Source organism: Streptococcus sp. 1559, from assembly GCF_013276735.1.
GTDB lineage: Bacteria > Bacillota > Bacilli > Lactobacillales > Streptococcaceae > Streptococcus > Streptococcus pseudopneumoniae.
In genome coordinates this window covers 22,799-45,212 of the sequence record NZ_VMLO01000034.1, presented here as the reverse complement: position 1 = coordinate 45,212, position 22,414 = coordinate 22,799, and the positions used below count along the sequence as shown (strand labels likewise).

The 22,414-nt window shown below is 43.1% G+C and carries 16 protein-coding genes; 3 read left to right on the top strand and 13 right to left on the bottom strand.

Features of this window, described 5'->3' with window-relative positions; all coding sequences use genetic code 11:
- Positions 1-17: 17 nt before the first annotated feature.
- Together HT688_RS05905 and HT688_RS05900 are read right to left on the bottom strand one after the other, a co-directional pair.
- Positions 18-494, bottom strand: coding sequence for a PTS sugar transporter subunit IIB (locus tag HT688_RS05905; protein ID WP_000156972.1), 477 nt, complete (start codon positions 492-494; stop codon positions 18-20).
- Positions 491-2,278, bottom strand: coding sequence for a glycoside hydrolase family 35 protein (locus HT688_RS05900; RefSeq protein WP_172923640.1), 1,788 nt, complete (start codon positions 2,276-2,278; stop codon positions 491-493). Before HT688_RS05900 ends, HT688_RS05905 begins: the two co-directional genes overlap by 4 nt.
- A 345-nt stretch (positions 2,279-2,623) precedes the next feature.
- Here HT688_RS05900 and agaR point away from each other — a divergent pair, with 345 nt between their 5' ends.
- Both agaR and strH read left to right on the top strand, forming a co-directional pair.
- A complete protein-coding gene (agaR, locus tag HT688_RS05895; protein WP_001007202.1) occupies positions 2,624-3,340 on the top strand; it encodes a transcriptional regulator AgaR in 717 nt (238 codons plus the stop codon).
- 315 nt (positions 3,341-3,655) lie between these two features.
- Entirely contained in the window at positions 3,656-7,585 is a 3,930-nt protein-coding gene (gene strH / locus HT688_RS05890; protein ID WP_000679916.1) for an LPXTG-anchored beta-N-acetylhexosaminidase StrH, read from the top strand.
- Between the two features lie 54 nt (positions 7,586-7,639).
- Here the strand turns inward: strH and purB are convergent, their stop codons facing one another.
- From purB to purH, 6 genes are all read right to left on the bottom strand, one after another.
- Positions 7,640-8,938 carry an adenylosuccinate lyase gene (purB, locus tag HT688_RS05885; RefSeq protein ID WP_000610745.1) on the bottom strand — a complete coding sequence of 433 codons (1,299 nt, stop codon included), beginning with the start codon at positions 8,936-8,938 and terminating at the stop codon, positions 7,640-7,642.
- Between the two features lie 62 nt (positions 8,939-9,000).
- Positions 9,001-9,228, bottom strand: coding sequence for a hypothetical protein (locus tag HT688_RS05880; protein WP_000614701.1), 228 nt, complete (start codon positions 9,226-9,228; stop codon positions 9,001-9,003).
- Between the two features lie 9 nt (positions 9,229-9,237).
- A complete protein-coding gene (gene purK, locus HT688_RS05875; RefSeq protein WP_172923639.1) occupies positions 9,238-10,329 on the bottom strand; it encodes a 5-(carboxyamino)imidazole ribonucleotide synthase in 1,092 nt (363 codons plus the stop codon).
- A complete protein-coding gene (gene purE, locus HT688_RS05870) occupies positions 10,316-10,807 on the bottom strand; it encodes a 5-(carboxyamino)imidazole ribonucleotide mutase (protein WP_000165491.1) in 492 nt (163 codons plus the stop codon). Before purE ends, purK begins: the two co-directional genes overlap by 14 nt.
- 193 nt (positions 10,808-11,000) lie before the next feature.
- Entirely contained in the window at positions 11,001-12,263 is a 1,263-nt protein-coding gene (gene purD, locus HT688_RS05865; RefSeq protein ID WP_050208255.1) for a phosphoribosylamine--glycine ligase, read from the bottom strand.
- 121 nt (positions 12,264-12,384) lie between these two features.
- Positions 12,385-13,932 carry a bifunctional phosphoribosylaminoimidazolecarboxamide formyltransferase/IMP cyclohydrolase gene (purH, locus tag HT688_RS05860; RefSeq protein ID WP_031222471.1) on the bottom strand — a complete coding sequence of 516 codons (1,548 nt, stop codon included), beginning with the start codon at positions 13,930-13,932 and terminating at the stop codon, positions 12,385-12,387.
- A gap of 118 nt (positions 13,933-14,050) precedes the next feature.
- Between purH and HT688_RS05855 the strand changes: the two genes are divergently transcribed.
- Complete coding sequence (locus tag HT688_RS05855; protein WP_138703024.1) at positions 14,051-14,281, top strand: hypothetical protein; 231 nt, start codon at positions 14,051-14,053, stop codon at positions 14,279-14,281.
- A 356-nt stretch (positions 14,282-14,637) separates the two neighbouring features.
- Here HT688_RS05855 and purN read toward each other — a convergent pair whose 3' ends face one another.
- The 5 genes from purN to purC form a co-directional block, all read right to left on the bottom strand.
- On the bottom strand, positions 14,638-15,189 hold the full coding sequence (gene purN / locus HT688_RS05850; protein WP_023938635.1) for a phosphoribosylglycinamide formyltransferase: 552 nt from the start codon (positions 15,187-15,189) through the stop codon (positions 14,638-14,640).
- Positions 15,186-16,208: a phosphoribosylformylglycinamidine cyclo-ligase gene (gene purM, locus HT688_RS05845; protein ID WP_023938637.1), complete on the bottom strand. Its 1,023-nt coding sequence runs from the start codon at positions 16,206-16,208 to the stop codon at positions 15,186-15,188. Before purM ends, purN begins: the two co-directional genes overlap by 4 nt.
- Before the next feature lie 38 nt (positions 16,209-16,246).
- A complete protein-coding gene (gene purF, locus HT688_RS05840; RefSeq protein ID WP_023938639.1) occupies positions 16,247-17,689 on the bottom strand; it encodes an amidophosphoribosyltransferase in 1,443 nt (480 codons plus the stop codon).
- A 92-nt stretch (positions 17,690-17,781) separates the two neighbouring features.
- Positions 17,782-21,507, bottom strand: coding sequence for a phosphoribosylformylglycinamidine synthase (locus HT688_RS05835; RefSeq protein ID WP_023938642.1), 3,726 nt, complete (start codon positions 21,505-21,507; stop codon positions 17,782-17,784).
- A 56-nt stretch (positions 21,508-21,563) separates the two neighbouring features.
- A complete protein-coding gene (gene purC, locus HT688_RS05830) occupies positions 21,564-22,271 on the bottom strand; it encodes a phosphoribosylaminoimidazolesuccinocarboxamide synthase (protein WP_050222965.1) in 708 nt (235 codons plus the stop codon).
- Positions 22,272-22,414: the final 143 nt, after the last annotated feature.

Genomic DNA, 22,414 nt, shown 5'->3' with positions numbered 1-22,414 from the left:
TCCTAAAAAATTTTTTCCTATTTTAATAAGCTCAAAAAGTCTGAAATTGGATCATTTGGAACCATTTGAGCAGTAAGTTTAACACCTTTTTCTGCCAATTTGTGGAAATCTTCCACATCCTTGTCTACTACGTTGATAGAACGTGTGATAGGGCGAGTTTCTGGTGTTTGAGACATATTCCCAACATTAAGGGTTTCAAGTGGTACACCTGCTTCTACCAAACCAAGGAAGCGGTCTGGTTTACGAGCAACGATAAAGAGACGTTGGCTATCGTATTTACCAGCAAGAATATTGGCTGCCGCTTTCTCAATTGGCAAAATACTCAATTTTACACCTGGTGGTGTCGCAAGTTTCAAACCACTCTTTTCAACATCGTTGTTGACAACTTCGTCATCTACAACCATAATACGTGAAACATTTAGTTTTCCAGCCCAAAGATTGGCTACTTGTCCGTGGATCAAACGTCCATCGATACGGCATCCTACAATTGTCATAAGTTTTCCCCCTTTATGTGTTTTAGTGTAGGTTTACGAGTTAAATGAATCTCTTCTTTATATTGGCTCTCTGTTTCAAAGATGATGATGCGGTTGGCACCTTCCTTGAGATAGCTATGAGGGATATAAAGTGAGAGGGTTGGGCCGACGTTCCAAAAACGTCCTAGATTCTGCCCATTGACAAAGGCAACTCCCTTACCAAACTCAGACAAGTCTAGGTAAGTATCTTTTGGCTCTTGGACTGTAAAGTCATAAGCGTAAAAGGCTGGTTGTCCTTGAGTCCATCCTTTTGAAAAATCAATTTTCTTAGGATTGTCTAGTGGGAGTGGATAGTGTTTCCAGTTCAGTAAGAAATGCAAATCCTTACAAACCCCTGTCCGAATTCCCTTACGTTGCGTATCTGCTAAGAACTTATGCCCATAGTTGACACGCCCCATATTTTCTATCAATATGTCAATCCTAGATAACGCTTTCTTTTCACCTTGATAAAAAATATCTTCCCCAATCTCTGTCTGATATTGGGTTTTAATCCACTGACCATCGACATACAGCTGGGCCCTATCTCGACCGTCAATGATACGAAGTCTTTCTTCTTCTGCATCCCAGTTTGTTTCTGTTCGATAGAGTAAGTAACCATAGCTTTGTCCCAGCTCCTCCATCTTTTTAGGATAGAGGCTTTCTACTGGACTTGACAAGCTATCCAAGGTTTCAAACAAGGAAACTTTTTCTACTATTGGTATAGCATCCAACTCCATACTCTCTTTGTAGAGTGGTTCTAACTGCGGATACTCTGGGAAATGTGTTGCCATCATCTTCTTGACTGCCAAGTATTTGGCAGTTGGATTTCCTTCTTCATCCAGAAGAGCATCGTAATCATAAGATGTAACTTGTGGCAGGTCCAAAGTCCCTCGAGCTGAGCAACCATTCATGAAGCCAAAGTTTGTACCACCGTGGAACATGTAAAGATTGATGGAGCCTTGTTCCAAAACCTCTCGAACTGCATCTGCCAATTCCTTAGGATCCCGTGTGATAATCGGTTCTTTCCAACGATTGAACCAGCCATCCCAGAACTCCATACACATGAGCGGCCATTTCTTGCCATGCTCATCAAAGAATTCCTGCATCTGTGAAAAGTTGTAAGGTGCCTTAGAACCAAAGTTCCCTGTTACAAAGAGGTCATCTTCGATTAAGGTTCCCGCTTTCAGAGTAGCTCTCCAAGGACCATCTGATGTAAAGAGAGGACAGGTTACGCCACGCTCTTCCATCAGCTGTCGAATGGCTCTCAGGTAAGCCTTATCTTCTCCATAAGAACCATACTCATTTTCAACCTGCATCATGAGGATATTGCCACCATTGTCCAACAGATGTGGAACCAGTCGTGGCAAGAGCTGATCATAATAGCGACCGACAGCCTCAATATAGGCAGGATCTGAAGAACGAATCCTCATGTCTTTGGTTAAGAGCCAGGCTGGTAAACCACCGAATTCCCACTCCGCACAGATGAAGGGTGACGGACGAACGATAGCGTAGAGACCCAAGTCTTGCGCTGTCTGTAGAAATCGCTCCAAATCCAGAGCTCCTTCAAAATGAAACTCACCCTCACGAGGCTCGTGTAAATTCCAAGCCACATAAGTCTCTACCGTATTAAAACCAAGAGCCTTCAAGTTATAGAGCGAATGATACCAATCCTCTGGAGGAATCCTAAAATAATGAATGGCGCCGGACAAAATCTTGAACGGTTTCCCATCTAAATAGAAATCGTCTCGTATCTCAAATCGTGTCATAAAACTACCTTTTGATTGCAAAGTTTGCGCTTTCACTCGTTGTTATAGTAATTATAAACCAATCTGTTTGAATTGTCAATAGAAATTGTCGGAATATTTACTGTAATTTTACTATTATACACACGTTCAATTAGTTTCAAACATTTTCAGACCCATTTCAAACGCTCTTTACATTCGGAATAGAGAACCTAAAATAATTTTGTATAAAATACATTTATAAAATATGAGCAATGCCTATGTAACTTAATTTTTTAATCTGTTATCTAATTTTTTATTCAAAAGACTACTATTTTTTTCGCTTTTATGGTAAAATTTTCTATGGAGAAGGAAAATAGAGGTAAAAATATGGCAATTCCCAAATATCAATACATAAAAGACGAATTAAAAAATAAAATCATCTCTGGGCAGTTTAGCAGTGGAGATAAATTTTACACTGAAGCAGAACTCATTTCAATGTACGATGTCAGCTCTATCACAGTTGTTCGCGCCTTAAACGACCTTGCCAAAGATGGCTATATTGTCCGCCAACAAGGAAAAGGAACCTTCGTTTCACGTGCACGCAAACACAAGCTTGTAGAGTTTTCAGATATTGAACTCTTCAATGCTAAAGATGATAAGGTAACTGTTCTTTCAATTGAACGCGGAAACAAGCTTGTTTACTTGGAAAAATTGGGTCTACGCGGCGATCAATTCTACTACAAGATTGAACGTATCCGCGAATCAAACGGTGTCGTTTATATCTACCATACATCCTACATCCCAGAACAATATATCAACGCAAATTATCCAAACCTTGAATACTATAGTTCTATCTATAATCGTTTCAAGTTAGACTACCACATTCACATGAATGATGAACACTTTGAAGAAATCAACGAAATAGTCTTTCCAACTCCAGAACATGCGGCTTCAGTCCTCGGAGTCGATGAACAATTCCCTACTGTCCTACAAACTAAAATCACCAAACTCGAATCAACTGGCCAAGTTTTAGAATACAGTGAAACTTACAAACGATCTGATTACTACAAGATTAAATTCATCTCATGTGACCGTGATCACTAAGAAGAAAGCCTGAGCCTAATCGCTCGGGCTTTTTCTATGCTTATTATACCACACCAAAAAGGTAGCGCTTACCTATTTTTGGAAGATTCTATAATTTGTGGAATATTTTATAGAAATAGAACCAAAAATTATACTAGATATATATACGTATTTTTTCCGACTAATCTGAAATCTTAAGCTTAAATTTTATATTTTTTTATACTTATTATAGTTTTTTGTCATCTCCTCTTGACTCTCGTTAATATAAGAAATAAAATAAAGGCGTTGATTTATATAATCGCTATCAATATAACAATGCAATCAGGAGGTTTTGCAATGAAACATGAAAAACAACAGCGTTTTTCTATTCGTAAATACGCTGTAGGAGCAGCTTCTGTTCTAATTGGATTTGCCTTCCAAGCACAGACTGTTGCAGCCGATGGAGTTACTCCTACTACTACAGAAAACCAACCGACCATCCATACGGTTTCTGATTCCCCTCAATCATCCGAAAATCGGACTGAGGAAACACCTAAAGCAGAGCTTCAACCAGAAGCTCCAAAAACTGTAGAAACAGAAACTCCAGCTACTGATAAGGTAGCTAGTCTTCCAAAAACAGAAGAAAAACCACAAGAGGAAGTTAGTTCAACTCCTAGTGATAAAGCAGAGGTGGTAACTCCAACTTCTGCTGAAAAAGAAACTGCTAATAAAAAGGCAGAAGAAGCTAAAGAGATTGATTCTAAAGAGTCAAATACAGACAAGACTGACAAGGATAAACCAGCTGAAAAAGATGCTAAAAAAAATGAAGCGAAAGCAGAGGCTGACAAACCGGCAACAGAGGCAGGAAAGGAACGTGCTGCAACTGTAAGTGAAAAACTAGCGAAAAAGAAAATTGTTTCTATTGATGCTGGACGTAAATATTTCTCACCAGAACAGCTCAAGGAAATCATCGATAAAGCGAAACATTATGGCTACACTGATTTACACCTATTAGTCGGAAATGATGGACTTCGTTTCATGTTGGACGATATGAGCATCACAGCTAACGGCAAGACCTATGCCAGTGACGATGTCAAACGCGCCATTGAAAAAGGTACAAATGATTATTACAACGATCCAAACGGCAATCACTTAACAGAAAGTCAAATGACAGATCTGATTAACTATGCAAAAGATAAAGGTATCGGTCTCATTCCGACAGTAAATAGTCCTGGTCACATGGATGCGATTCTCAATGCCATGAAAGAATTGGGAATCCAAAACCCTAACTTTAGCTATTTTGGGAAGGAATCAGCCCGTACTGTCGATCTTGACAACGAACAAGCTGTCGCTTTTACAAAAGCCCTTATCGACAAGTATGCTGCTTATTTCGCGAAAAAAACTGAAATCTTCAACATCGGACTTGATGAATATGCCAATGATGCGACAGATGCTAAAGGTTGGAGTGTGCTTCAAGCTGATAAATACTATCCAAACGAAGGCTACCCTGTAAAAGGCTATGAAAAATTTATTGCCTACGCCAATGACCTCGCTCGTATTGTAAAATCGCACGGTCTCAAACCAATGGCCTTTAACGACGGTATCTACTACAATAGCGACACAAGCTTTGGTAGTTTTGACAAAGACATCATCGTTTCTATGTGGACTGGTGGTTGGGGAGGCTACGATGTCGCTTCTTCTAAACTACTAGCTGAAAAAGGTCACCAAATCCTTAATACCAATGATGCTTGGTACTACGTTCTTGGACGAAACGCTGATGACCAAGGTTGGTACAATCTCGATCAGGGGCTCAATGGTATTAAAAACACACCAATCACTTCTGTACCAAAAACAGAAGGAGCTGATGTCCCAATCATCGGTGGTATGGTAGCTGCTTGGGCCGATACCCCATCTGCACGTTATTCTCCATCTCGCCTCTTCAAACTCATGCGTCATTTTGCAAATGCCAACGCTGAATACTTCGCAGCCAACTATCAACCTGCAGAAAAAGCACTAGAAACTATTCCAAAAGACTCTAACCGTTATACTGCTGAAAGTTTTGCTGCTGTCAAAGAAGCTGAAAAAGCCATCCGTTCACTCGATAGCAACCTCAGCCGTGCTCAACAGGATACGATTGATCAAGCAATCGCAAGCCTTCAAGATGCTATTAAAAACTTGGCTTTAACTCCAGAAGCACAAAAAGAAGAGGATGCTAAACGCGAACTTGAAAAACTGAATAAGAATAAAGTCATTTCCATCGATGCAGGTCGCAAATACTTTACTCTGAACCAGCTCAAACGCATCGTAGACAAGGCCAGTGAGCTCGGATATTCTGATGTTCATCTCCTTCTAGGAAATGACGGACTTCGCTTTCTACTCGATGATATGACCATTACTGCCAACGGAAAAACCTATGCTAGTGATGACGTTAAAAAAGCTATTATCGAAGGAACTAAAGCTTACTACGACGATCCAAACGGTACTGCACTAACACAGGCAGAAGTGACAGAGCTAATTGAATACGCTAAATCTAAGGACATCGGTCTCATCCCAGCTATTAACAGTCCAGGTCACATGGATGCTATGCTGGTTGCCATGGAAAAATTAGGTACTAAAAATCCTCAAGCAAACTTTGATAAAGTTTCAAAAACAACCATGGACCTTGAAAATCAAGAAGCCCTTAACTTTACCAAAGCCCTTATCGGTAAGTATATGGATTACTTTGCTGATAAATCAAAGATATTCAACTATGGTACAGATGAATATGCCAATGATGCGACCAACGCCCAAGGTTGGTACTACCTCAAATGGTATGGACTCTATAACAAGTTTGCAGACTATTCTAACAGTCTAGCTGCTATGGCTAAGGAAAGAGGGCTACAACCAATGGCCTTCAACGATGGCTTCTATTACGAAGACAAGGATGATGCTGAATTCGATAAAGATGTCTTGATTTCTTACTGGTCTAAAGGCTGGTGGGGCTACAACCTTGCGTCACCTCAGTATCTGGCAAACAAAGGTTATAAGTTCTTGAATACCAACGGTGACTGGTACTATGTTTTAGGAAATCACAAACAAGATGAAGCTTATCCTCTTTCAAAGGCAATTGAAAATTCTGGAAAAACACCATTCAATCAACTAGCTTCTACCAAATATCCTGAAGTAGATCTTCCAACAGTCGGAAGTATGCTTTCAATCTGGGCAGATAGACCAAGCGCTGAATACAAGGAAGAGGAAATCTTTGAACTCATGACTGCCTTTGCAGACCACAACAAAGACTACTTCCGTGCTAATTATAATGCTCTCCGCGAAGAATTAGCTAAAATTCCTACAAACTTAGAAGGATATAGTAAAGAAAGTCTTGAGGCCCTTGACGCAGCTAAAACAGCTCTAAATTACAACCTCAACCGTAATAAACAAGCTGAGCTTGACACACTTGTAGCCAACCTAAAAGCCGCTCTTCAAGGCCTCAAACCAGCTGCAACTCATTCAGGAAGCCTAGATGAAAATGAAGTGGCTGCCAATGTTGAAACCAGACCAGAACTCATCACAAGAACTGAAGAAATTCCATTTGAAGTTATCAAGAAAGAAAATCCTAACCTCCCAGCTGGTCAGGAAAATATTATCACAGCAGGAGTCAAAGGTGAACGAACTCATTACATCTCTGTACTCACTGAAAATGGAAAAACAACAGAAACAGTCCTTGATAGCCAGGTAACCAAAGAAGTTATAAACCAAGTGGTTGAAGTTGGCGCTCCTGTAACTCACAAGGGTGATGAAAGTGGTCTTGCACCAACTACTGAGGTAAAACCTAGACTGGATATCCAAAAAGAAGAAATTCCATTTACCACAGTGACTCGTGAAAATCCACTCTTACTCAAAGGAAAAACACAAGTCATTACTAAGGGCGTCAATGGACATCGTAGCAACTTCTACTCTGTGAGCACTTCTGCCGATGGTAAGGAAGTGAAAACACTTGTAAATAGTGTCGTAGCACAGGAAGCCGTTACTCAAATAGTCGAAGTCGGAACTATGGTAACACATGTAGGCGATGAAAACGGACAAGCCGCTATTGCTGAAGAAAAACCAAAACTAGAAATCCCAAGCCAACCAGCTCCATCAACTGCTCCTGCTGAGGAAAGCAAAGCTCTTCCTCAAGATCCAGCTCCTGTGGTAACAGAGAAAAAACTTCCTGAAACAGGAACTCACGATTCTGCAGGACTAGTAGTCGCAGGACTCATGTCCACACTAGCAGCCTATGGACTCACTAAAAGAAAAGAAGACTAAGTCTTTTCGATAAAAAATAAACAGCGAGATTGAAGCTCGCTGTTTATTTTTTAATTAATCACCTAGTCCAAGACGTTCAAAGATATCATCCACTCGTTTGGTGTAATAAACTGGGTTGAAGATTTCATCGATTTCTTCTTGAGTGAGACGTGATGTTACTTCTGAATCTGCCTCAAGAAGTGGTTTAAAGTCTACTTGGTTGTCCCAAGAGTAGGCTGTTTTTGGTTGCACCAAGTCATAGGCTTGCTCACGGGTCATGCCTTTTTCAATCAATGTCAACATAGCCCGTTGGCTAAAGATAAGACCAAAAGTCGAGTTCATGTTTCGGATCATATTTTCTGGGAAGACTGTCAAGTTCTTGACGATATTTCCAAAACGGTTGAGCATGTAGTCAATCAAAATGGTCGTATCTGGTGTGATGATACGCTCAGCTGATGAGTGAGAAATATCGCGTTCGTGCCAGAGAGCGACGTTTTCATAAGCCGTAATCATGTGACCACGAATGACACGCGCCAGACCAGTCATATTTTCAGAACCGATTGGGTTGCGTTTGTGAGGCATTGCTGAAGACCCTTTTTGCCCTTTAGCAAAGAACTCTTCTACTTCGCGTTGCTCAGATTTTTGTAGACCACGAATCTCAGTCGCCATACGTTCGATTGAAGTCGCAATGCTGGCAAGAACCGCAAAGTACTCAGCGTGAAGGTCACGAGGAAGGACTTGTGTAGAGATTTCTTGGGCACGGATGCCAAGTTTATCGCAGACATACTCCTCTACAAATGGTGGGATATTGGCAAAGTTCCCAACCGCACCAGAAATCTTACCAGCTTCTACACCAGCAGCTGCATGCTCGAAACGCTCGATATTGCGTTTCATTTCGCTGTACCAAGTTGCCAATTTAAGACCAAAGGTTGTCGGCTCAGCGTGCACACCATGAGTACGCCCCATCATGATGGTGAACTTGTGCTCCTTGGCCTTGTCAGCGATGATATTAGTGAAGTTTTCAAGGTCACGACGGATGATGTCGTTGGCCTGCTTGTAGAGGTAACCATAAGCAGTATCCACCACGTCGGTAGAAGTTAACCCATAGTGAACCCACTTGCGCTCTTCACCAAGAGTCTCAGAAACCGCACGCGTGAAAGCCACCACATCGTGGCGCGTCTCCTGCTCAATTTCCAAAATACGGTCGATGTCAAAGTCCGCCTTCTTGCGAATCAAAGCCACATCTTCCTTAGGGATTTCCCCCAACTCAGCCCATGCCTCGTCAGAGAGGATTTCCACCTCAAGCCAAGCACGGTATTTATTTTCTTCACTCCAAATATTCGCCATCTCAGGGCGAGAGTAACGGTTGATCATGTGTTAATTTTTCCTTTCTTCTTAAGCTGTTGGGAATAAGCTATCTAGGTAAACCAAGATTTCTACTCAAACTCCTCTTTTTCAATAAACACAGACGGGTAATGATCTAGTGTATTCAAATCCGTATCCAGCGGTACATCATAGATAGCTAAATAATTTTCGGGGTATTGTGCAGCTAGTTCTTCATATTTAGCTTGTACCTTATCTTGGTCAGCACTGGCATACAACACTTCAACAACTGCTCCAGTCTTATCCTTTTCAATAAATGTATTAACGATAATTTGTATCATAGACTTGTCCTAAAAATCAATCCCTTCCCCAAGCTCATCCACACTATCCGGTACATCACTAAACAAGGTCACATGTCCCATCTTGCGGTTGTGCTTCGCTTCTATTTTACCATACATGTGGAGGTGGGCGCTTGAATTTTCTGTCACATATTGCTCAGCAGCCTCGACATGCTGACCGAGGACATTAAGCATAACGGCTGGCGCATGGAGTTTGATGACTGGTAATGGTGCTCCGAGAACACCGAGAATATGGGTGTCAAACTGAGAGAAATCACAGGCTTCAATAGAATAGTGCCCAGAGTTATGTGGTCGTGGGGCGATTTCATTGACAATAACGTCATCATCAGTCGCAAACATTTCCACACAGAGAGTTCCAGACAAGTTGAGTTGTTCTGCGATTCGCACTGCCATAGCTTTAGCCTTGTCTACTAGACTTTCAGAAATGCGGGCTGGTACGATGGTCTTAGACAGGATATTGTTGCGGTGGATATTTTCCTGAACTGGGAAAAACGTCACCTCCTTGCCATTTCCTGACACGATGACAGAAATCTCAAGGTCAAAGTTGATAAATTCTTCCAAGACGCAGTCTGCTGAGTCTGCTAGCGCATAGGCTGCTTCCAAGTCTGCTTCTGAACGAATAACCTTTTGTCCATGACCATCGTAGCCACCAGTCGCAGTCTTGAGGACATAGTTTTTCGACAAGTCGATATCTGCCAAGTCTAGGCTAGAAGTCACGACCTTGTAGGGTACCACAGTGACTTGAGCCTTGTTTGACAAAAAATCCTTTTCAAAAATACGATTTTGCGAAATGCGGAGCAGATCTGTTCCTTGAGGGAGTTGTCCATCCTTGATAACGGCATCCAAACCGTCAGCGTCGACATTTTCAAACTCGTAAGTGAGGACATCGCAACGGTCTGCCAACTGACGGAGGGCGTCCACATCGTTATAAGGTGCCACAATGATTTCCGCCACGCGAGAGGCCGGGCAATCCGCCGCAGGATCCAGCGCGATAACCTTGTGCCCCATGTAGATAGCAGAAATGGCCATCATCTGACCCAGTTGACCGCCACCGATAATTCCGATTGTTTTAGATGAGCTCATTGGTAGACTCCTCTGCGATTTTTCCTTGTTCTTCTGCAAAATCTGCCAAAGCCGTCGCGATAGCTTGATCCTCTACTGAAAGAAGACGGAGGGCGAAGAGAGCCGCATTTGTCGCACCAGCTTCACCGATAGCCATTGTCGCAACAGGCACCCCACCCGGCATCTGAACGATAGAATAGAGTGAATCCACGCCACTAAGGGCACGAGATTTGACTGGCACGCCAATGACTGGAAGGGTTGTTTTGGCAGCTACCATTCCTGGCAAGTGGGCTGCGCCACCTGCACCTGCGATAATGACCTTGATGCCACGGCTACGAGCTTCTTCGGCATGTCTGAACATGAGGTCTGGTGTGCGGTGGGCAGAGACAACCTTCTTCTCGTAGGCTACACCGAAGCGGTCTAGGACTTCTGCTGTTTTTTGCATGGTTGCCCAGTCGGATTTTGAGCCCATGATGATGGAAATAATTGGTTTAGTCATAATTTTTCCTTTTTTCTTCTTTTTTGATAATGGTCTTAGGTGGTGGGGACGGAAGCAAACCTTCGGTTTCATTCCTAAACTTTGAGCCTAAGGTCTCAAAGTTTCCCCCTGACCAGAACATTCACTGTTCTGGTCTTTTCACCACGACGACCATTATCGTGTTTGGCGACTACGGCGCGTTATTCTTATATCTTTACTTAATTGCCTTGCTTCCGATATCTGTTCGGTAGAAGAGTCCTTCTATTTTTTGTTGGGATAGTTCTTGGTAGATGCTGGCTTGGGCTTCTTTGACGGTGGCTGCTGTGGTAACGAGCATATAAACTCGTCCGCCGTTTGAGATCAGTGCTCTGCTATTTTCCGCAAACTTAGCCCCTGCATAGTAGGTGATGACATCGCCTTCTGTCTTGGCTGGCAACTCAACGCCCCTTTCATAGTCTAGCGGGTAGCCCTTGGATGCGACAACCACACCCAGAGTCACACCCTTATCCGTCCAGGTGATGTTTGGCTCCTTGCTATCCAGAATATCTGTAATATTTTGTGCAAAGTCAGATGTCAAACGAGGCAAGATAATCTGTGTTTCAGGATCTCCAAAGCGAGCATTGAACTCGATGACTTTAGGATCTTCTGCTGTCAGGATAAGCCCTGCATAGAGGATGCCAAGATACGGACGGCCTTCTTTGATCATCCCTTCAAGGATTGGCTTGACAATAGTCTCAACCGCTGTATCAACTACACTCTGTGGTAAGTGTGGAACTGGCGCATAGGCACCCATCCCACCAGTGTTAGGCCCCTTATCGCCATCATAGGCACGTTTGTGGTCTTGCGCTGTTGGCATGATGTAGAACTTGTCCCCATTGACAAAGGCAAAGAGTGAAAATTCCTCTCCTTCAAGGAATTCCTCAATAACCACACGCGCACCTGAGTCACCAAATTTATTGTCCAAAAGCATCTCGTGAGCTGCTTCGACCGCTTGCTCAACCCTCTCCGCAACGACGACACCCTTCCCAAGCGCCAGGCCATCCGCCTTGACTACGATAGGCGCACCCTGCTTTTCGATATAGGCCTTGGCTTCCTCGAAATCTGAGAATGTGCCATAGGTTGCTGTCGGAACGCCGTATTTGACCATGATTTCCTTAGCAAAATCCTTGGACCACTCCAACTCTGCCGCCAATCTTGTCGGACCAAAGGCTTTGAGACCAGCTTGGTTAAAATCATCCACGATACCAGCTGCAAGGGCGTCATCTGGCCCTATAAAGGTCCAAGCAATATCGTTGGCTTTTGCAAACTCAATCAATTTAGAATGTTCGGAAATAGAGATATTTACCAATTTCAGACCATCCAGAGTCATACCGTCATTCCCAGGAGCTACAAAGACTCTTTCAACCCCTTTTGATTCAAGTAACTTTTTAGCAATCGCATGCTCACGACCACCCGAACCGACAACAAGCAGTTTCATTTCTCAACCTCTTTTGCGAATTATTTACCAACATTATATCAAAAAAGTTCGTTTTAATCTTGTTTCAGTTAGCATTTTAAGCCAAAAAAGGAAAGAAACTGTTTTCTTCCCTTTAACGTTCTTAATGTCTAAAATGTCTCACACCTGTAAAGACCATTGTCAAGCCATATTTGTCAGCAGCTTCGATAGACTCTTGGTCACGGACGGATCCACCCGGCTGGATGATAGCCCTGATCCCTGCTTTGGCGATTTCTTCCACATTATCCGCAAATGGGAAGAAGGCATCCGAAGCAAGAACAGCGCCGTCAAGACGGTCTTTAGCTTGATCAATAGCGATGCGAACAGAAGCCACACGGTTAGTTTGACCCGGACCGACACCAAGTGTCATGTGGTCATTGGTTACGATGATACCGTTTGATTTGACGTACTTGATAGCTTTCCAAGCAAACTCAAGAGCAGTCGCTTCTGTCTCAGTTGGCTGGCGTTTGGTCACCACTTGCCAGTCAGCTGGGCTTTCTTTGACCACGTCTTGGTTTTGTACCAGAAGTCCACCGACAACACCTGTGTATTCTGCTTCCACTTCGCTAGCCTCTTGAGCATCAAATGGCAAGGCAAGGATACGCAAGTTTTTCTTTTTATTAGTCAAAATAGCTAGCGCTTCATCCGTATAACTTGGTGCGATGATGATTTCAAGGAAAACACCATGCATCTTCTCAGCTGTCGCAACATCCAACTCACGGTTGAGAACGACGATTCCACCGAAAATTGAGACTGGGTCAGACTCATAAGCATAGTCCCAAGCAGTCTCGATGTCGTCAGCTTGACCAATTCCACATGGATTCATATGTTTGAGAGCCACAACGGTTGGACGATCTTTGAAGTCACGGATGATACGAATGGCAGCATCCGCATCACGGATATTGTTAAAAGACAATTCCTTACCGTTGAGCTGTTTAGCGGATGCAATCGAGTAATCTGTCGGCAAAGCTTTTTGATAGAAATCGGCATCTTGTTGAGGATTTTCACCGTAACGCATTGGTTGCTTGAGGTCATAAGTCAAAGTGAGTTTTTCAGGCTTGCTTTCACCCACTTGAGCTGTGAAGTATTCTGCAATCAAGGCGTCATAAGCCGCTGTGTGACGAAATACTTTGGCTGCTAAACGTTGGCGAGTTTCATAAGAGGTTTCGCCGTTTGCTGCCAATTCGTCCAAAACCACAGCGTAGTCAGCAGGATCTACCACAACTGTAACACTGGCATGATTTTTCGCTGCTGAACGAAGCATAGACGGCCCACCAATATCGATATTTTCAACTGCATCAGCATAAGTCACATCTGGTTTAAGGATAGTTTCCTTAAATGGGTAAAGGTTGACCACCACAAGGTCAATGAGCTCAATCTTGTTGTCCTTAGCCGCTTCCAAGTGGCTATCCAAGTCACGACGAGCGAGAAGCCCTCCGTGGATATTTGGGTGGAGGGTCTTCACACGACCGTCCATCATTTCTGGGAAACCAGTCACATCATCGATAGCAATGGTATCCACCCCAGCATTATCAAGGGCAACCTTAGTTCCACCTGTTGAGATAATCTCCCAACCAAGTTTTTTGAGTTCTTGGGCAAATTCAACAATGCCCGCTTTGTCTGAGACGCTGATTAAGACGCGTTTAGTCATTATATTCTCCTTTTCCAAAACCATATATTTAACTTCGTATAAAATATCTATTAGATACACTTCTTTTGAAGCTTTACCCCATATGGGGTATTTAATAATATTTTTTATTCCACTATCTATGAAATTAATCAACCATACTATTATAGCTACGATTAAAATTAAACCCAAAAATGTTTCAACAGAAATAGCTGTCTCATCTGCAACAAATAATTTATTTAAAGCCAAAGTGATAAAAGCCGTTACCAAAATTATACCAACTATGCCTACCGACTTTACTAAACTTTCATACTTCTTAATTTTATTATCCTGTTTATCTGTCAAATCAGCTATTAACAACTTCACAGCATAACTAGCTTTTTCTCCATACATAAGAATCAATTCATACTTTATTTCTCTACATAGCTCTTCAAATTTATTAGGTTTTCCATCTGAAATTTTATCAAATTTTCGACTGAGATAAATAAAGCCCCCCAAAGAAAGTACAGTAAAAATAAGAGAAACTATTTTAACACACAAATCACCAAAATTCCAGAACCAAAGTACATAACTTGTCAACATTAGAATAATAAATACAATTAAGCTAACTAGAAATAAATTTCTAATTTTTATTACTTTAGGGTAAAATTGTTTTTCATACTCATTAAAAAAATATTCAAATTCTTTAACTTTATCTAGTAAAGTCTTAATAACTTTATTATTCAAAATTTACTTTCTCCTTAATTTCAAACTATCCAACACTTCCGGATACAACTTGTACTCTGCCTCATGGATGCGAGCTTCAAAGCTTTCTATGGTATCATCAGCCAGCCGTGGCACACGCACTTGTTTGATAATCTTCCCTGTATCTACACCTGAGTCCACCCAGTGAATGGTCACGCCACTCTCAGCAACACCAGCATTCCAAGCGTCCTCAATCCCATGAGCTCCTGGAAATTCTGGCAGGTAGGCTGGATGAATGTTGATGATTCGGCCTTCATAGGCTGCCAATAAGGTTGGCCCAACAATTTTCATGTAGCCTGCTAGACAAACCAAGTCAATCTGGTGCTCTTCCAAGAGTTCGACAAGGGCCGCTTCGTAGTCTGCCTTGTTCTCAAACTCCTTGAGTTCAAAAGCGTAGGATAGGACACCAAGCTTGTCTGCACGTTCGAGCACATAGGCGTCACGATGGTCTGAAAAGACAAACTCTACTGGAAATTGTTCCGCTATCACCTGAAAATTTGAGCCATTACCAGAGGCAAAAACTGCTATTTTTTTCATTTGATGATGACACTTTCGTTTTCTTTCTTGACGATACGACCAATTTCATAGACTGGTTCATTCAACAATTCCTTGATACGAGTTACATTTTCAGGGCTAACTGCCAGTATGAGCCCTACCCCCATATTGAAGATTTCAAACATTTCTTCATGTTTGATTTCACCGTATTTTTCAAGGGCTTTGAAAATTGGAAGCACTGGAACCTTGTCTTCCTCAATCTCAGCTGCTAAATCAGCTGCAAACATACGAGGGACATTCTCAATAAAGCCACCACCTGTGATATGGGCAATGCCGTTGACCAACTCTTCCTTGATGAGTGGCAAAACAGACTTGACATAGATACGAGTCGGCTCAAGCAAAACTTCCTTGAGTTGCTTGCCTTCCAATTCTGGCAGGACTTCCTCACCTGTGTAGTCTGCAAAGACACGACGGACGAGAGAGTAACCATTTGAGTGAATCCCACTTGAAGCGAGTCCGAGAAGAACATCACCTTTTGCCACCTTTGAACCGTCAATGATTTGAGATTTTTCAGCCACACCAACCGCAAATCCAGCCAAGTCGTAGTCATCTTCGCCGTACATGCCCGGCATTTCAGCCGTTTCCCCACCGATGAGGGCAGCACCAGCCTGCACACAACCTTCTGCCACACCAGCAACGACTTGCTCTAGCTTAGCTGGTTCATTCTTACCTGTCGCCACATAGTCGAGAAAATAGAGGGGTTCCGCACCTGCAGCGATGATATCGTTGACACACATGGCCACACAGTCCTGACCGATAGTATCGTGCTTGTCGTACTTGATAGCCAGCATGAGCTTGGTTCCGACACCATCCGTCCCTGAGATCAATACGGGCTCTTTGACACCTGTTTTTGAAAGATCAAACATGCCACCAAAGCCACCAAGAGCTCCAATGACACCTGCACGCTCCGTACGAGCCACGTGCTTTTTAATCCGTTCAACAACTTCATAACCCGCTTCAACATCCACACCAGATTGAGCGTACGCATTTTTATTTGCCATTTCTTTATTCCTTTTCTTTTATGGAGAATCTCAGTAACTCACTTGTAAAAACTGGTCTTTTCTTCCAAACTTCTACGATAGTCTTCTTCGTAGTCATAGAGAGGTGTTGGGTAGTCACCGTCAAAGTAAGCGACACAGAGACCACCATTTGGCGCATCCGTTTCAATCCCAATCGAATCAATCAACCCCTCAACAGAGAGGTAAGTCAGGCTGTCAGCTCCAATGATTTTGCGAGTTTCTTCAATCGTATGATTAGCCGCAATCAGCTCCTGACGGGTCTGGATATCAATCCCGTAGAAGCATGGATAAGCTAGCGCTGGACTGCCAATAGCAACGTGAACTTCAGTCGCACCTGCTTCTTTCAAAAGCTGAACGATACGACGAGAAGTTGTTCCACGTACAATAGAGTCATCAATCATAACCACACGCTTGCCTTTGACAACACCAGAAACTGCAGACAATTTCATCCGCACCCCTTGCTCCCGCAATTCTTGAGTCGGTTGGATAAAGGTACGTTGGGTGTATTGGTTCTTGATGAGGCCCATTTCATTTGGCAAACCAGATTCTTCCGCAAATCCCATGGCTGCGCTGAGGGAAGAATTGGGCACACCGACCACTATATCCGCCTCATGCTTGAATTCACGCGCCAATTGAGCACCCATACGTTTACGTGCCGTATGAACATTGACACCATGAATGTTAGAATCAGGGCGGGCAAAATAGATATACTCCATAGAACAGATTGCTAACTGAGTATCATCCGTATAGCTATCATACTGGATGCCCTTGTCATCAATGATCACAATCTCACCTGGCTTCAAATCACGAATCCATTCAGCACCAATAACCTCAAAAGCACAGGTTTCAGAGGAAACCACCACCGCTCCGTTGGCCATTTTCCCGATAGAAAGCGGACGGAAACCATTGGGATCAAGAGCCGCAATCAACTTATCTTCAAATAGCAAGATATAGGCAAAACCACCTTTAACTAGGCTGAGCGCCTCCTTGATTTTGCCCATCAGACTAGGATTGTGACTGCGACGAATGAGGTGAGCCAAGATTTCAGAGTCCGAAGTCGCGCTGAAAATTGCTCCTCTTTGTTCCAGTTCTTTCTTGAGAGAGGCTGCATTGGTCAGATTTCCATTATGAGCCAAACCAAACTGCATATCGTGAAAACGGAAGAGGAAGGGTTGGATGTTATCAACAGAAGCTTCGCCAGCAGTCGCATAACGCACATGCCCAATCGCACCAGCTCCTGTCAATTTATCCAAATTGGCTGGATTTCTGAAAACTTCTGATAAAAGCCCCATGTCACGATGGCGCTTCAGTTGTCCTTGATCATTGGAGAGGATTCCTGCCCCCTCCTGACCACGGTGTTGAAGACTGTGGAGTCCAAAATAGGTCAACTTAGCAGCATCTGGATGTCCCCAAATACCGAAAACACCACATTCTTCATTAAGAGATTTTACTTCGTATGTCATTTTTTATACCTAATTTTCATTTGTAATCATCAAGAGCTAGATTTACATGACTTTTACATTACTGATACTATCTATTAGAAAATCTGTAAGTCTTATTTTCCAGTGAAATGTTTAACCGCTGATGCGAACAGGTGTTGGTCTTTATTGCCTGGGATATTTTGGAAAAGACCATCCTCATAACGTTCTGAGTGGCCCATCTTACCGATGATTTGACCATTCTTGCTGGTAATTCCTTCGATGGCATGGACAGAACCATTCGGATTGTACTTAGAATCCATACTTGGTTTACCGTTAAAGTCAACGTATTGGCTGAAAATTTGACCATTGTCACGGAGCTCTGCAAATTCCTCAGCCGTCACGACAAACTTCCCTTCACCATGCGATACTGGGATAGCATGAATATTACCCACTTGCACTCCAGCCAACCATGGCGAGTTGGTATTGGCAATCCGAGTTTCCACCATCTTGGCCACGTGCTGGTTGGCATCATTGTAGAAGAGGGTTGGGCTCGTACTGCTGGCATCCTCGAAGTTCCCGTATGGAAGAAGACCTGATTTGACGAGGGCCTGGAATCCATTACAGATACCGATAATCAAGCCACCACGGGCGATAAAGCTATCAATAGCCGCACGCACTTTTTCATTAAGCAGGATATTGACGATAAACTTAGCTGAACCATCTGGTTCATCCGCAGCCGAGAATCCACCGGCAAAGAAGAGAATATTAGTCTTGTCGATATTGTCAACCATAGTTTCAACTGACTTGACAATAGCTTCTTCATTCAAGGTCACGAATGGCACCAAATTGACCTCTGCACCTTCTTTTTCGAAGGCCTTAGCTGAATCATATTCTGAGTTGGTTCCTGGAAAGACTGGGATGTAAACCACAGGTTTTTCAACCTTTTCTTTGGCTTTAATCACAACATCTGATACCACAGCTGGTACTTCTTCTAGTTCTTTCGCTTGGGTAAATTCTGTTGGGTAAACTTCTTCCAATGTCCCTTGAAATGCACTGTCAAGCTTGTGTCCATCTAGCTTCACACCGTTGACAGTCAGTGTAAAGTCTGCTTTCGTTTGTCCAATCTTCTCTACTCCAGCAATTTCTTCAGGAGATGTGAAGACAAATCCGCCCAATTGTGCTGTCAAAGAACTTTCAAGTTCAGGCAAGATTACCTCTGCACCGATATGATTTCCAAAAGTAGCAAGAGCCAAACTTTCAACTACACCACCGTATTTGACAGCTGATGCAGATGTCACTTTATGGTCAGCTTGGATGGCTTCAAACTGAGTAAAATTTTTCTTAATCAAGTCAAAATCAATCTCTGCAGAGAGGGCTTGACCTGGGATGTAGTAGATATTTTCCCCAACAGCTTTAAATTCTGGAGAGAGCACCTTACGGCTATCTGCCGTCGTCACCCCAAAGGCAACCAAGGTTGGCGGAACGGTCAATTCTTCAAAGGTACCAGACATGGAGTCCTTACCACCGATAGATGGCAAGCCAAGCTGAATTTGTGCTTCAATAGAACCTAGAAGAGCAGCTACTGGCTGACCGAAACGCTCTGCTTGTTTATCCATACGCTCGAAATACTCTTGGTAAGAGAAACGAGCCTTGGACCAGTTGGCACCAGCAGCCACCAAACGAGCAGTTGCTTCGATAACCGCATAAGCAGCACCGTGGTATGGAGACCATTCAGCTACATATGGGTTGAAACCTTGAGCAATGACCGACGCAGTATGAGTCACACCGTGTTGAACTGGCAATTTCTGCACAGATGCCTCAGTTGGTGTGAGTTGGTAACGACCACCAAGTGGGTGATTAACCGTTGAGCGTCCAACAGAGCAGTCAAAGATAGTCTGTAATCCTTTTTGACTTGCATGGTTGAGGTCAGATAGAACCGTAAGGGTATCTGATTCCAGTGTTTCAGCAGATGTTTGACGCTCTTCTGGGAGTTTGACATCCTTGTCCACAACTTTGGCATCGACAACCACGCGCACACCATTGGTGTCAAGGAAACGGCGTTCCAAGTCAACGATTGTCTCACCATTCCAGTGCATGACAAGATTTGGTTTTTCAGTTACTGTCGCCACCACAACAGCATCAATATTTTCTTTGTTACATTCGGCAACGAAGGTATCCACATCTTCAGGACGAACCACGACCGCCATCCGTTCTTGTGATTCAGAGATGGCAATTTCTGTACCATTCAAGCCCTGGTATTTAAGAGGCACCTTGTTGAGGTCGATTTCAAGACCGTCTGCCAATTCACCGATAGCCACACAGACACCGCCTGCCCCAAAGTCATTGGACTTCTTGATCAGACGAGTGACATTGCCATTACGGAAGAGGCGCTGAATCTTGCGTTCTTCGATGGCATTTCCTTTTTGAACCTCAGCACCAGCAGTCTCTACAGACTCAACTGTTTGAACCTTAGAAGACCCTGTCGCACCACCGACACCATCACGTCCAGTCTTACCACCGAGCAGGATAATGACATCCCCCGCTTCCGGTTTTTCACGGACTACATTTTCCTTAGGAGCAGCACCGACAACGGCACCCAACTCCATACGCTTAGCAACGAAGCCTGGGTGGAAGTATTCACGAACATAGGTCGTCGCAAGCCCAATTTGGTTACCATATGAAGAATAACCATGAGCCGCTGTTTTAGAAATGACTTGTTGTGGCAGCTTACCAGCACGCGTTTCAGAGATTGGTGCTGTAATATCACCTGCACCCGAGATACGCATAGCTTGGTAAACGTATGAACGTCCTGACAATGGGTCACGAATGGCTCCACCAATACAGGTAGCAGCCCCACCAAATGGCTCAATCTCAGTTGGGTGATTGTGGGTTTCGTTCTTGAACATTAGGAGCCATGGCTCTTTCACACCATCAACATCCACTTCGATTTCTACTGAGCAAGCATTGATTTCATCTGACACTTCCATATCATCCAAACGTCCATTGGCACGCTCATAACGACCGAAAATAGTAGCCATATCCATCAAGGTTTGTGGTTTTGCCGTACGTCCCAACTCATCACGCATGGCAATATACTTGTCATAGGTCGCCTGCAATTGCTTTTGGAATTTAGAAGCTGAAAAGTCGATGTGTTTCAACTCTGTCTCAAAAGTCGTATGACGGCAGTGGTCAGACCAGTAAGTGTCCAAAACCTTGAGTTCGGTCTCAGTTGGCACGCGCCCCATTGACTTAAAGTAGTCTTGGATAAAGAGCAAATCATCCACTTCCATGGCCATCCCTTGCTCAGCCTTGTAGCGAGCAAAGTCTTCTGCTGTATAGCTTTCAAAGAAAGTCAATTTGGGAATAGTCTTGTCTGACTCTGAAAATTCCTGCTTGGCAATCCCTACCGTGATGTCCTTGAAACGAGAATCAACTGGGTTGAGCAGATAGTTCTTGACCGCTTCCAACTCAGTCGCATCAATATCCTTATTGACTAAGTACAATTGTGCTGTATTAACCGTCACATCACTCGAACTTCCTAGTAAAAGCAAGGCTTCCTGTGAAGAAGCCGCACGCTGGTCAAACTGCCCTGGTAGGCTTTCAATCGCAAAGAAAGCATAGTTGGCAAGATCCGCCTGCACAGCCGCTTCATCCAAAACATGGTCTATCACCTGCTCAGAGAAAATGTGTTTCTCTGCAGGTGCAAACAGGTCCTCTGCCAAGTCAAATACATCATAAACTCGCACGATGCGAATACTTTTCAAAGTTGAAAGCCCCAAGTTGTGCTGGAGCTCTCTCACCAAACTCTCTGACTTGACCTGAAAATCAGCCTTTTTTTCAACAAAAATACGTTTATCCATCAATTCTTATTCCTTTATTTCAGCTCTTGCAATGTTTCCAAACAGCCTTGAGGTTGTTATTTCAATTCCTGCAACTTTTCCCAAACAATCTCGTAAACGTCTGTTAGTTCTCCCAATCCTCTACGGAAAACATCCTTATCCATGTGGTTGCCATCCGCATCCCACAAACGGCAGTTATCTGGTGAAAATTCATCTGCTAAGATAATCTTGCCATCCTTGTCAAAACCGAACTCTAGCTTAAAGTCAATCAACTTAAGCCCAATCTCAGCAAACCAGCCTTTCAAGAGTTCATTGATACGACGGGTTTCTTCCTTCAAGTAAGCAATCTGCTGGTCATCCGCAATCTTTAGGAATTTCACATGCTCGTCATTGATAAATGGATCATCCAAATCATCATTTTTATAGTAAAATTCAACAATCGGAGTATCCAAGGCGATACCTTCGTCTACGCCAAAACGTTTTGAAAAGGAACCAGCCGTGTAGTTGCGGAGCACGACTTCCAAAGGAATAATCTCAACCTTTTTATTGAGTTGTTCCGTGTCTGAAAGTTTCTCCACAAAGTGAGTCGCCACATCAGCCGCATTTAATTTCTCAAAAATAAAAGATGAAATCTGATTATTCAAGACTCCCTTACCTGCAATCTGCTCCTTCTTGACACCGTTGAAAGCAGTCGCCTGGTCCTTGTAAGTTGAAATAATAAGATTTTCATCTTCAGTTGTATAGATATCTTTAGCTTTTCCCGAATAGATCAACTGTTTTGACATTTTAAAGTTCGCCTTTCGTATTACTTGAGCACATTCTACCATAAAAAACCTAAAATTACAAGAATTTAACCGAATAAATAACATAGCACCCTCGAAAATCATAAAGAAAAAACTGCAAGAAGAATCTTTCTCACAGTTTTAAA